This is a genomic window from Sphingobacterium sp. JUb20 (assembly GCF_004342035.1).
Classification (GTDB): domain Bacteria; phylum Bacteroidota; class Bacteroidia; order Sphingobacteriales; family Sphingobacteriaceae; genus Sphingobacterium; species Sphingobacterium anhuiense.
Map to the genome: position 1 here is coordinate 478532 of NZ_SLYV01000001.1, position 13763 is coordinate 492294.

Annotated in this window: 9 protein-coding genes and 1 tRNA gene; 3 read left to right on the forward strand and 7 right to left on the reverse strand. The window is 37.7% G+C overall.

Annotated elements, in window-relative coordinates:
• Positions 1-3: 3 nt before the first annotated feature.
• The 3 genes from EDF66_RS02180 (at position 4) to bglX (ending at position 5186) form a co-directional block, all read left to right on the forward strand.
• Entirely contained in the window at positions 4-1431 is a 1428-nt protein-coding gene (locus EDF66_RS02180; RefSeq protein ID WP_021188399.1) for a RagB/SusD family nutrient uptake outer membrane protein, read from the forward strand.
• Positions 1432-1517: 86 nt separating this feature from the next.
• Positions 1518-2864, forward strand: a complete 1347-nt coding sequence (locus EDF66_RS02185) for a glucoamylase family protein (protein ID WP_021188400.1) — start codon at positions 1518-1520, stop codon at positions 2862-2864.
• Between the two features lie 33 nt (positions 2865-2897).
• The gene (gene bglX, locus EDF66_RS02190) at positions 2898-5186 is read left to right on the forward strand and encodes a beta-glucosidase BglX (RefSeq protein WP_132767773.1); all 2289 of its coding nucleotides are present in this window, start codon (positions 2898-2900) and stop codon (positions 5184-5186) included.
• A gap of 139 nt (positions 5187-5325) precedes the next feature.
• Here the strand turns inward: bglX and EDF66_RS02195 are convergent, their stop codons facing one another.
• The 7 genes from EDF66_RS02195 to EDF66_RS02225 all read right to left on the reverse strand — a co-directional run bounded on the left by EDF66_RS02195 (position 5326) and on the right by EDF66_RS02225 (position 13678).
• Positions 5326-6012 (reverse strand): hypothetical protein, encoded by a 687-nt coding sequence (locus EDF66_RS02195; protein WP_132840237.1) that lies wholly within the window; start codon positions 6010-6012, stop codon positions 5326-5328.
• A 243-nt stretch (positions 6013-6255) separates the two neighbouring features.
• Positions 6256-6329 (reverse strand) — tRNA-His (locus tag EDF66_RS02200).
• Between the two features lie 115 nt (positions 6330-6444).
• Positions 6445-8334: a molecular chaperone HtpG gene (htpG, locus tag EDF66_RS02205; RefSeq protein ID WP_132840238.1), complete on the reverse strand. Its 1890-nt coding sequence runs from the start codon at positions 8332-8334 to the stop codon at positions 6445-6447.
• Between the two features lie 129 nt (positions 8335-8463).
• The gene (locus EDF66_RS02210) at positions 8464-9324 is read right to left on the reverse strand and encodes an energy transducer TonB (protein ID WP_165902335.1); all 861 of its coding nucleotides are present in this window, start codon (positions 9322-9324) and stop codon (positions 8464-8466) included.
• Between the two features lie 4 nt (positions 9325-9328).
• Positions 9329-10453 (reverse strand): DUF2891 domain-containing protein, encoded by a 1125-nt coding sequence (locus tag EDF66_RS02215; protein ID WP_132840241.1) that lies wholly within the window; start codon positions 10451-10453, stop codon positions 9329-9331.
• An 86-nt stretch (positions 10454-10539) separates the two neighbouring features.
• Complete coding sequence (locus EDF66_RS02220; protein ID WP_132840243.1) at positions 10540-12042, reverse strand: alpha-L-fucosidase; 1503 nt, start codon at positions 12040-12042, stop codon at positions 10540-10542.
• Positions 12043-12052: 10 nt separating this feature from the next.
• Positions 12053-13678: a beta-N-acetylhexosaminidase gene (locus tag EDF66_RS02225; protein WP_132840244.1), complete on the reverse strand. Its 1626-nt coding sequence runs from the start codon at positions 13676-13678 to the stop codon at positions 12053-12055.
• Between the last annotated feature and the right edge of the window lie 85 nt (positions 13679-13763).

The following is a 13763-nucleotide window of genomic DNA, read 5'->3' on the forward strand; positions in this document are numbered from 1 at the left end:
ATCATGAAATTTAACAAATTACATATAGCCTTAATTTTAACAGCAGGTTTGAGCATGTCTGCCTGTAAAGATTCAGCATTTTTAGATGTTCCTTCTCAAGAAATTGTAGAAGAAGCTGATAAGGAACAAGCGTTCACACCGGAGGGTTATGTGAATGCAATCTACGGTATGTTTACAGACTGGAATTACTCCTTTTCTTATGTTGCGATTACGGATATGCTTTCTGATAATGCCGACAAAGGCTCTTCTCCAACCGATCCAGGAGGTGACAAACAAGAAATCGACAGATTAGAGTATACAAGTTCATCCGGTTCCTTTGGAGCATTATGGTCACATTGGTATAAATCAATCGGACGTGCCACGCAATCTATTGAAGTGACTCAATCATCAACGATAGAAGATGCAACTTATAAAAATAGATTAATCGGTGAAGCTAAGTTTTTACGCGCCTTAAATTATTTTTATTTAGTGCGTGGCTGGGGTGATGTCCCTATCCAAGAGCAGGATTTAATAATTCGTGCGCCTAAAGCTGATGTTTATGCTTATATCATTAAAGATCTAAGAGAGGCTATAGACGCTTTGCCTTTAAAATCTGCTTATGAATCTAAAGATCTGGGTCGTGCTACCAAAGGCGCCGCGCAAGCTTTATTATCAAAAGTATATTTATACAATCAAAATTGGAATGAGGCCTACACGTTAGCGAAAGAAGTGATTAACTCCGGTCAATATGGTTTGGAATCGAAGTACGAAGTTCTTTGGCGCGCAAGTTCTGAGAATGGTACCGAGTCGATCTTTGAATTCCAGGCGCGTGGAGAAGCGATTGCACATGGTGTTCAACAATATTCTGAAGTACAGGGTGCACGTGGTGTTACCGGCTGGGGCTGGGGATTCAACACACCATCTGAGAATTTGTTAAACGCATTTAATGCGGAAAAAGATAATATCCGTCGCGACGCGACCATTATCTTCCGTGGAGAAACTTTGTGGGATGGCCGTGTTGTTGGAACAGGAGTTGAAAATCCAATGTACAATGAGAAAGCATACTCATCGGCAAATGCAGGTGCGGCTGATGGGGATAAAAATGTACGCTATTTACGTTTAGGCGAGGTATATTTGATCTTAGCAGAAGCAGCTAATGAAATGGGCAACACCGGAGAAGCGACAGCTGCTCTTAATACCATTCGTACTCGGGTTAAATTGCCTAATACCACAGCGATCAATCAAGCGGACTTACGCAAAGCAATCTGGAAGGAACGCCGTCTAGAATTAGCTTTTGAGCACGATCGTTGGTTTGATCTAGTTCGTACGAAACAAGCCTCTGAAGCTATGAAAGCGGATGGAAAAACATTCACCGACAAAAACTATTTGTTCCCAATTCCATATGAACAATTAACACAAACACCAGATATGGTGCAAAATCCTGGTTTTTAAGCCAACATCTTAATAAAACATCGAAACTGGGACTTATTAGCACTAAGTCCCAGTTCTTTAATATCCATCGCTCTACTTACTCTACTATGAAATTAAAATTTAATCCCAAGCTTATCTTAGGCTTAATCTTAATTGGCACAAGCATTACTGCGTGTAAAACACCTCAGACCTTGCAAAAGACCAGTATTTCTGATGATTCTTTAATGACTTTGGTACAGAAGCAAACCTTCAACTATTTCTGGGAAGGTGCAGAACCTAATTCGGGAATGGCAAGGGAAAGAATCCATATCGATGGTCAATATCCGTTGAATGATTTTAATGTTGTCACTGTCGGCGGATCCGGATTTGGTATAATGGCTACAATCGTAGCTGCCGAACGTGGTTTTATCTCTGCTGAAGAAGCGACTAAAAGGTTTGATCGCATTGTCGATTTTCTGGCAAAAGCCGATCGTTACCATGGCGCATGGTCACACTGGATCGATGGCCCTACTGGAAAATCGAAGGTTTTTGGAAATCAGGATGATGCTGCCGATATCGTAGAAACTGCTTTTATGGCCCAGGCCTTAATCTGTCTACGTGAGTATTACCAAAATGGAAACGACCAACAAAAACAAGTCGCTGAAAAAGCAGACGCACTTTGGAAAGGTATTGATTGGAATTTCTTTCGCAATGGCAAAGATGTTCTGTACTGGCACTGGAGTCCAACACATGGTTGGGGTATGAATCATGCGATACAGGGTTATGATGAATGCTTGATCAGCTATGTGCTGGGCGCGAGCTCACCGACACATCCAATCCCTGCCTCCACTTATCATAAAGGTTGGGCAAGAAGTGGTGCAATCGTATCCAGTGCTGAGAAGTTTGGAATTCCACTGGTGCTAAAACACAATGCACCTGAAAATGCTGTCGGTCCACTATTCTGGTCTCATTACTCCTACTTAGGTTTAAATCCGAAGGGCTTACAAGATGAATATGCTGATTACTGGAAAGTGAACGTTAATCACACTAAAATTAACATTGAATACGCTAAACAAAATCCTCATCAATTTAAAGGATATGGCGAAAACTCATGGGGATTGACCGCGAGCTATTCTGTAAAGGGATACGATGCTCACCATCCTGATAATGATAAAGGTGTTATTTCTCCTACAGCAGCGCTATCATCAATTCCATATGCTCCTAAAGAGAGTTTGCAAGCGATGCGCTATTTTTATGAACAAAAAGGTGCAGAGCTTTTTGGTAAATATGGATTTTATGATGCTTTTTCAGAAACAGAAAACTGGTATCCACAGCGTTATCTAGCAATTGACCAGGGACCTATTGTTGTCATGATTGAAAATTACAGAACTGGATTGATCTGGAATTTATTTATGCAGGCTCCCGAAGTTAAAGCAGGATTGAAGAACTTAGGTTTTAAAGGTCCGAATCTATAAGCATTTTATTCACATACAAATAACTACTAGAACATGAAACAATGGACTTCCCTATTAGTCGCTGTTGCATTAGTTCCGACTCTGGCATTCACACAGCCGGCGCACAAACAAGATCCCAAAATGGATAAGTTTGTTTCAGAACTGATGAAAAAAATGACAGTTGACGAAAAAATTGGCCAGCTGAATCTAGTTACTGCAGGCGAGGTGACCACAGGTGCCACTGCCAGTACTGGAGTTGAAGCAAAAATTGCTGCTGGTCAAATTGGCGGAATCTTTTCTATGACTACACCTAAAAAAATTCGTGCTGCTCAAGAACTTGCTGTCAACAAAACAAGACTTAAAATACCGATGATCTTCGGTCTAGATGTCATCCATGGTTATAAAACTACTTTTCCAATTCCATTAGGTCTTTCAGCTACGTGGGATATCCCTCTAATCGAAAAAACTGCACGTATCGCAGCCCAAGAGGCTACTGCAGATGGAATCAACTGGACCTTCTCTCCTATGGTCGATATCTCTCGTGATGCCCGTTGGGGAAGAATTTCGGAAGGTTCCGGAGAAGACCCTTACTTAGGCTCACAGATTGCAAGCGCGATGGTTAAAGGTTATCAGGGCAATGACTTAAAAGCAATCAATACCATGATGGCCTGTGTGAAGCACTGGGCTTTGTATGGTGCAGCGGAGTCTGGAAAAGATTACAACACCACAGATATGAGTCTGCACCGCATGTACAATGAATACTTCCCTCCTTACAAAGCGGCTGTAGAAGCTGGTGCAGGTACAGTTATGACATCTTTCAATGATATCAATGGTATCCCGGCAACAGCTAATAAGTGGTTAGTAACTGATGTTCTTCGCAAGGAATGGGGATTCAACGGTATGGTGGTTACAGATTATACCGGTATTGCAGAGCTGATGGATCATGGTTTAGGAGATTTACAACAAGTATCTGCACTTTCGTTAAAAGCAGGCGTGGATATGGATATGATTTCTGAAGGTTTTTTAAATACCTTAAAAAAATCTTTAAAAGAAGGGAAAGTCTCTCAACCTGATATAGACCGCGCATGCCGTTTAGTATTAGAGGCTAAATATAAATTAGGTTTATTTGAGGATCCATACCGTTACTGTAATGAAGATCGTGCTAAAACCGAGTTACTGACGCCTGCAAATCTTAAAGTTGCCCGTGATGCGGCTACTAAATCATTTGTCTTGTTAAAGAATGACAAGCAGCTTCTTCCTTTACAGAAAAAAGGTACAGTTGCTGTAATAGGTCCATTAGCGAATACACGTGCGAACATGGTGGGCACATGGTCAGTAAGCTCTGACTTAGTGAATACCCCTTCTTTGGTTGAGGGTATGCAGTCGGTATTGGGCAACCAAGTGAAGATCGTTACACATTTAGGTTCAAATTTACTTGAAGACCCTGTTTATCAAGAACATGCTACCATGTTTGGACGTACGATCCCTAGAGATAATAGACCTGAGTCGGATATTATTGCTGAAGCGTTACAAACTGCTGCTCAAGCAGATGTGATTGTAGCAGCATTAGGTGAATCTTCGGAGATGTCCGGTGAAAGTTCTAGCCGTACAGAGATTGGTATTCCGGCTATTCAACAACGTCTTTTAGCAGCGCTATTAAAAACAGGAAAACCTGTTGTCTTAGTTTTGTTTGCAGGAAGACCGATGACTTTAACTTGGGAAGATGAACATGTTCCTGCTATCTTAAATGCATGGTTTGGTGGATCTGAAACTGGAGCTGCTGTAGCTGAGGTATTATTTGGAGATGTTAACCCTTCAGGTAAATTAACGGCAACTTTCCCTAGAAATGTTGGTCAGTTACCTATTTATTATGGACATAAAAGTACCGGAAGACCATTAGCAGAAGGTGGTTCTTTCCAAAAATTTAGATCTAACTACATTGATGTGATCAATAGCCCGCTTTATCCATTTGGATATGGTTTGAGTTATACAACATTTGATTATTCAGATCTGAAATTGGATACGTCTTCTTTTAAAGCTGGACAATCCATCCAAGCATCGGTGACGTTGCGTAATACGGGTAAATATGACGGTGAAGAGGTTGTTCAACTTTATATTAAAGATCTGGTTGGTTCAATTACACGTCCTGTTAAAGAATTAAAAGGTTTTCAAAAAGTATTCTTAAAAGCTGGAGAATCTAAAGTCGTAACTTTTACTGTTTCGGAAGAAGATTTAAAATTCTATAATAACGATCTCAAGTTTGTCGCTGAACCGGGAGATTTCACCTTATTTATCGGTAAAAATTCGCAGGATCTTTTAGCTACTAAATTTGAATTAAAATAATATCATTTCCCCTTATATTAGAGGAGTTATCTTTAACCGGATAGCTCCTTTTTTATTTTATTAAGCCTTCATCGATCTTTATTGTTAATCTTATAGGGTAGTAAATGATCTACCATTTCGAACGTTTCGCTCTTCGCTCCTACGCATTGTTGTCAGATCTTTGAAATAAAATTTTCTCCCATTTGATATCACGACTCGGCTGCCAATGTTCAATCGTTTCAGTATATCCAGATTTATAGATCTCTTTCTTCGATATGAGTATTCCTTTACGCGGATCTGCAAAATCAATATCAGTAACCACATTTAAATATTCGTTTAACTTCTCCGGTAAATCATAAAAATTTTGACAATCATTATAAAGAGTAAACTTTCTCATCTTTACATTCACCGGAAATAGTCTATTTAACCACCATTGCTTCTCATTTTTAATAAATTCAGGGAAATCGTTCAGATAAAAGGTATAATAAGCATGATCATCGCCGGGATAATCGAAATAGACGATCTTGTCAATAATAGACCAATTAATGCTATAGGTGCCGTCAACTATGGGCTTATGAATCCAAATTTCTTGTTTTGAATAAGTGATAATATTCCGATGTGCTTCACTAGATCGCTGTTGTTTTTCAGATAAGTGGAAACCAAATATAAAACCATAAATACAGATCGCTGGCAAAAGTACAAACAGGATAATGGTAATCCATCCATAGACCGGTATATTTTCTGGATATTTCACGGCGAAAAATAATAGCAGGATTCCAAGAAGCAGAAAAATACCTAATGGTATGACAAATATCAGTTTTGGATTTTTATTAATGAATTCTTTCATAATATCGGATACTAATCACTTATAATTGCTGGTTGTCGAATTAGTTACTTATTAGAAACGGCTACAATCTTTCGTAATAAAGATAACCATTCTTAATACTAAGTTTCAAATCATAACCTTAAGTATAGCAATGCAAGAATTAAACCACTCGAGTACATTTACAAACATATCGTTTATATCGGATTTTGAATATCATAAAAGTTTAAAAAAAGAAAAGGCGAAAGATAAATCTTTCGCCTTTTGGGTAAATGATGGGGCTCGAACCCACGACCCTCGGTACCACAAACCGATGCTCTAACCAACTGAGCTACATCTACCGTGTTTGTGCTACAAAAGTAGAATTTTATTTGATATACTCCAAATGTTTTTAAGCAAAAAATCCTCATTACAACGTATCGTAATGAGGATTAAGCTATTATTTTTTAATTTTTATTAGATCATCTCAACACTGCGTTTCACGAATGATGTTAATGCAGCACCTGTTAACAAACCGCGTGATAATAAAGCCAAGTCAAACGCTTGTTTTGCCAATTGTGCACCTTCTTCTTCAGTACTTGATAAAATGCGTTTCACCAGTGGGTGGTTACCATTTACCGTTACCTTATAGTTATCAGGTAAGTTACCATAAAAGTTCATACCGCCATTGGTTTTGGCCATATCTTTCATACGACGCATAAATTCATCGATCGTTACTGATACTGGTAATTCTTCTGCAGATAAGGCATCCACTTCAACTTTCATGTCAGGACGGCTGATTGCTTTTTCAAAGATTGATAAGGCTTGTTTAGACTCCTCTTCAGAAATTGACAATTCTTGCTTCTCATCTTTTTGAATCAACTTATCGATGACATCGGCATCTACACGTTTCAACTGTACCTTTTCACCTCCTTTTTGTTCCAAATAAGAAGTGATATGCGTATCCAGAGGTCCGTCTAAAATCAATACATCATAGCCTTTTGTTTTTGCTGTAGCAATAAAGCTATCTTGTTGAGCAGCATCATGGGTATATAAATAAATGATATTTCCATCTTTATCAACTTGAATATCTTTTACTTTTTCGTAATACTCTTTAATTGTGTAGTTCTCTTTATTTGTATTGGTCAATAAACAGAATTCATTTGCTTTTTCAGCAAATTTCTCATCGCTCAACATACCATATTTGATAAATAGACCGATATCATTCCATTTTTCTTCAAAACCTTTACGATCCGTTTTAAAGATTTCCTGCAACTTATCAGCTACTTTTTTAGTGATATAATTGTTGATCTTTTTCACATTACTATCTGCCTGCAAGAAGCTTCTTGAAACGTTTAACGGGATATCCGGTGAGTCGATTACACCATGTAACAACATTAAAAATTCAGGAACAATATCTTTTACTTCGTCGGTAATGAATACTTGACGTGAGTATAATTTGATTTTATTACGTTGAATTTCTAATTCATTTTTAATTTTCGGGAAGTATAAAATTCCGGTTAAATTAAATGGATAATCAACATTTAAATGGATCCAGAATAATGGTTCGTCCATTGAATATGGATACAACTCTTTATAGAAAGCCAAATAGTCTGCATCTGTCAGTTCAGATGGAGCTTTGGTCCAAGCTGGGCTTGTGTTGTTGATGATGTTATCAACTTCAACAGATTTATATTTTGGTTTTCCTTCTTCATCTTCGCCATCTGGTTCAGAAGTTGTTTTCGTTCCGAAGCGGATATTTACAGGAAGGAAACGCGCATATTTGTCCAAGATCTCCTGTAAACGCGATTGACTTAGGAATTCTGAAGACTCTTCATTAATGTGTAAAATGATATCAGTACCACGTGTCGTACGTGTACCTGCAGAAATTTCATACGAAGTACTACCATCACATGTCCAATGCGCAGCCTCTGCCCCATCTTGGTAAGATAACGTTTCGATTTCAACGTTATCAGCAACCATGAATGCGGAATAGAAACCTAATCCAAATCGACCGATGATTTCATTTGCATCATTTGCTTCTTTGAATTTTTCCATAAATTCAGTTGCACCTGAGAAGGCAACTTGATTGATGTATTTTTTAATCTCGTCAGCTGTCATACCGATACCATTATCCGAAATGGTAATCGTTTTTGCTGCTTCATCAAGTTTTACATCAACTAATAAATCACCCACTTCACCCTGGTATTGACCTAATGAAGCTAAGCGTTTTATTTTTTGAGAAGCATCTACCGCGTTTGAAACTAACTCGCGTAAGAAGATCTCATTATCAGAGTATAAGAATTTTTTAATGACAGGAAAAATGTTTTCCGTGTGGATTGAAATAGATCCTTTTTCTGTGTTCATATATATTTTATATTTAATTGCTAATTGATTTCACAGTTAAACATCAATCTATATTCCAAACAGTCAATTTGAGACAAGATGTCATATTTTAAGTTAAAATGACAATATCAGGGCTGTTCATTGCTTGACTTAATCTTTATTTTTTATTGTCGTCAACAATTCATTTGCATTTTTATCAAATGCTATTGAAATTACTGCATTTGTACAGTTCCAAATAACAGGATTTGCTTCCAATTGGTTCAAATCGGTATCCTGATCTATTTTCCTAAATTTTATAAGCGAAGGTTCTCCATAAAGAAGTATCATTTCTTGCAAAAAACGATTGTAATTAGAGATTATCTCGTCTTTTCCATCGTTAGAAAATTTATAAAGAAGTACATACTCATCGACTTTTTCTTCATCTGTAGCGCTTATTCTAAAAAATTTAGCTCTTAAACTCTTGAATGTATAATCGGGCACAAATACAGTATGGCCTTGATCATGAGCAGCGATTTTTTTCTGATTTAAGAGTCCAATTATTTCTTCTTTTTTCCAAGATAACGGCATATCATAGATTGCTTTGATAGGCTTATTAATCAACGGCACTTCAAAATTATTCTTCGTATTTAGACGTATTGGAAGTACATAAGCCATACGAACAGCTTTCTTGTCTTTGTAAGCTGGAGTCCATTTCCCTGCATTTTTTAAAACGCGTACACCTTCTTCACCAGTTCCATAACCAAGATTTCTTAGAATTGTACAATCGGAAATCGAACCATCTTTTTCGATAATAAACGCTATTTCAATTATACCTGAAATTTGATTATCGATCATCTCCTTAGAATAATGAAAATTATCTCCAATATAGCGCATAAATTCATCCATACCTTTAGGTGGTAAAGGATGCTGATCGACAACATCGGCAGCACTCTCCTTCTTATTTAAAGAAATCGGGCTACATGAACTGATCATGCTCAATGCGATTATAATCGAAAAAATAAACTTGATCATAAACTTACTGATGTGTAATAGCATATAATGCAAAAGTTCCTAACCAATGCGAGCCCATATAGTCATCATTGCTGATATTTGGCAACGAGTAAGTGAGGTGGTTATTCGCCTGTTGATGTAAATGATTTAATTCCGGTAATTTTGTCGCGATGCCATTTAGACAAGTTGCACGGCTAAAATTCAGTCCATCTAAATGAACAAGCTTACCATCCGTACGGTCTTTAACAATACCCGGCTCTAACTTAAACTCTTTAACAAACAAATCAGGCATAAAGCCTTTTAGCCATTTTTTATATTCGTCATCATTTAAAACTTTTGTCATCAACAATGCCTCTTCTAAGCAAGGAGAAAGAAAGTCGCTACCACTTGGTTCATATGCGAGCGAGCAGGATTTATCGTTTATAAAAAGGCGCTTTGCATGTTGTGTAATTAAATTTTGAAAAGCTGTATCTTGCGTTACCTTCGCATAATCCATTGATAAGGTAAATCCAAAAGCGGTGTTATCATGCTGTCCCGAACGAATTGGGTAAACGAGTTTAGGCAAGTACCCCTCGTAGCGTTTTACGAGCAGATCTGCCAAAGGTTGCAATGCTGTGGCCCACTGTTTCCCTTCAGCATCATTCCAAGTCAATAATTCAGCCTGTAACTGCAAGAGCCACGCCCATCCATAGGTGCGTTCGAAGCTTGTGTTATTACTGTCTAGAAAGAAAGCAATTTCCTGATCAACATTCGTTTTAGTTATTTTATCGTTCAAGATCAGTCGCGCCTGCTTACTTTCACTGAGATTAGGAAATGTTTTCAATATTTTAACGATGGACCAATAACCATGAACGGATGAATGCCAATCAAAACAGCCATAAAAAATGGGATGTAATTGTTTTGGTGATTTTAGATCCTTAGCAGATCCGATGACCTGCCCCAATTTATTTGGATACTCCTGTTCAAGGCAATGTAACGGCAGTGCCAATATCCTTTTTGCTTCAGTAGAATCCAGTACGACCTGTTGATTTTTTCCTTCTGTGCTATTTTCTGTTTCTGTTTGTTGAGAAGTTGTTCCTTGATTTTTGTTGTTATTGTTGCATGACAATAAAACAGTACAAGTAAAAATGGTAACTAATATTTTGAACATTTGCGGTGCATTAATTGATTTTTAAAAGTAATAAAAAAAAGCCAAAATCATTAAATTTTGGCTTTTTTAGACGTTTATAATAGATTTTACATCTTAGCATCCATTAGTTTCTCTGCTTTTCCTTTAGGTGCGTCGGTTTTCATTTTAATGACAAACGCTTGATTCGACTGGAAACTTTTGGGCAATAGCACGTCATAATAGGTGTTTTTATCGAGATCAATACCAAGATCTGAATGACGCACCTCTAACATTTGTCCATTCGCTAATAACGTGGCAGACACAGGAACCTCTGTCGCAGTTTTGGGCACAGATATCCGGACAATATTGTTGACGGGCCTGTTGAAAACTGTGAGGTATAAGTTATCAGCTTTTTTAGTGAAGTATCCTAGTTTAGAAGTGGTCATCCCAGCATGTTTGGCTCCATAAATTGCTTCACCATTTATTTTCATCCATTCACCAAGCTCTTTTGCTATTTTATCTTCCTCAGGATGCATATTTCCTTGGCCATCTGGACCGAAATTTAAAACAAAATTACCACTTAGGGATGCTGAATAGGTCAGCATATCGATAATATCGTCTGTCGTTTTGGTATAAATACCCGACCAATCTTTCATGTATCCCCAGCCGTTTGGTGGAATTGTCATCACACAATCCCAATCACGTCCCTCTAGCCAAGTAATATCTCCCGGCAATTTGCGTTCCCAACCTTGTTCATAATCGCCCAACATCTGACCATTTGAATCAAAATGACGTTTCCCAAATTCATCATTTCGGAAACGGGAGCCGATGATAAGACCAGGGTGCTTTTCCCGAAGTTCTTTTTCAAGATTATAAGTAAAATCATAAGACTTTATCCAAGACTGATCCCAAGTGCCATCAAACCAAAATCCTTTCATCTGTGGATAATTTGTCATCAACTCCAGTAACTGATTTCTAGTATATTTCAAGAATTTATCAAACTTTTTCTTTTCCTCTTCCGTTTTAGGTTCTTTACCCATGTAATCTGGATTGTTCCATTCTAATACAGAGAAATAAAGGTAAACATCGATACCTACTGCGGTATAAGCATCTACTACCTCTTTGACTATATCTTTTTTATAGGGTGTTTTACTGATATTATAAGGGGAATATTTGGTTGGCCACATCGCGAAACCATCGTGGTGCTTTGTCGTAAAAATTACATACTTTGCTCCCATGTCTTTTGCCTGCTTTGCCCAACGCTTTGCGTCAAAATCTTTGGGATTAAATTGTTTGTAAAGATTGTCGTACGTATTCACCCAATCTTTTGGAGCTGATGATCCTCTCCATGAACGGATCCATTCGGATGCTGCTGCACCACCACGGGCACTCACTCCTTCCCATTCATTACCCGGTATTGCATAGAGACCCCAATGTATAAATTGACCTAATCCATAATTGCGGAATGCAACCATTGCCTCATCTGTCCGATTGGCAGGTGACAACGGTCCATACTTAATTTCTTTGATTTCTGTTGATTTAATTTTAGGTCCAGTCCATTGTGCCTGTATTGAATTAACTGTAGCTAACAATGCCACAGCAAGTACAGACTTTTTTAATAAGTTATTCATATTTAGTTGGTTATTCAGGATTATCAATATAAGCACGTTGTGTCTTTTTTATCACCACAGGTTCAGGATGTGCATTCGTAAATGGATCGTAGTAGTATAAATTTGCTTCACGGTACAAGTTCAAATGTTTTTTTAATGATTCTGAAAATTGCACGTAATTTTTATTTGAACTTTTTGTCCATCCGACCTCCGCCAAAGCGGCTAATCGTGGAAAAGTTAAATAGTCCAATCGATTGGTATTGATAACTGTTTCTGTCCATAAATTACCCTGAATGCCTAAGATTTGATTTTTCTCGGTGGTCAACGAAGCGTAATTATCCGGAGAAAAATTATAAACATTTTCCAAAGGATTGTATAGCTTTCCCCATTTTCGTCCATACTTATGTGATTCTTCCTGTACAAAATCAAAATAAAGCGGTAATCTTGGTGTCAGTATTGTTTTATAGCCAGCCTTTAATATTTCTTTTAACTGTTCAGGTTTATCATGTCGCCACCACATGAATATAGTTTTCTCTTTTGATAAATCGGCATCTACCATTTCATCCCAGGCAAGCAAAGTGGCATCCATTGTTTTTAGCGAATCTGCCATGCGACGCATGAAGTAATTTTCTACCGCCTTGTTATCATTGAGATGATGTTTCTGCTTCAAATCCTGCACTTTGGTATCTGAATTCCATGCCTCACTGCCAAATGATACTTCATCTCCCCCTAGATGTATTACCGAAGAAGGAAACAGCGCTTTTGTTTCGCGCAACACCTGAGTTAAAAAAGAATACGTTATATCTTTCGCCGGATGAAAAGTAAAATCTGGGTGTTTATCATTTCCACCACCACTTAATTGGGGATAAGCTCGATTTGCCGCTGTGGCATGGCCGGGCATATCGATTTCAGGAATGACTTCGATGCTCCTTTCTTGTGCATAAGCTACAATCTCTGTAATGTCTGCCTGCGTATAATAGGCCGCGGGAGCATATGGATCAGTCTGGGAGCCAATCCCACCGATCAATGTTAGAAGTGGATATTTTTGAATTTCTAATCGCCAAGCAGGCTCATCAGTTAAGTGCCAGTGAAACTTATTGAGCTTATAAAATGCCATCCAATCTAAAATTGATTTCACTTTTTCTTTTCCAAAGAAGTGACGTGATTCATCTAACATAAAACCTCGCCATACATATGCAGGTTTATCTTTGATCTCAAAAATATTTACACTGATTCCCGATGTTGATTTTTTTCCAAAGCTCAATACCTGCAAAAGCGAGCTTACTGCATAAGTAGCTCCTGCAGGAGAGCTTGCATAAATAATTAACGTATTGCTATCTGTCTTAATTTCATATTCTTCAATTTCAAGATTTTCCTTATGAACAAATCGAATGTTTGAAACCGTCTTCTTATCATGATGAATAAGTCCTGTATAACCAAATTTTGATAGAAGCTGCTTCTGCAGATATCGACCTACAGGGGTAAACTCCTTATCTTCAATCTGTATTTTACTAAACGAAGGAAAGCAATACAGCCCGTCCCTAATCTGTATAAAATCTGGTTTTGGAATTAGGGATAGCTGTGCTTTCGTAACACTATAGTTAATCGTAAGCAAGACGATAAATGCTGCTGCTTTGCCCAGTTTTTTTGTGATCATAAAATTTTATTAAACCTATTACGACTACGCCTTGATTTTCTCGAGGTGTGGTCAGAAAGAACAACGTATTAATTCGATTTATAAA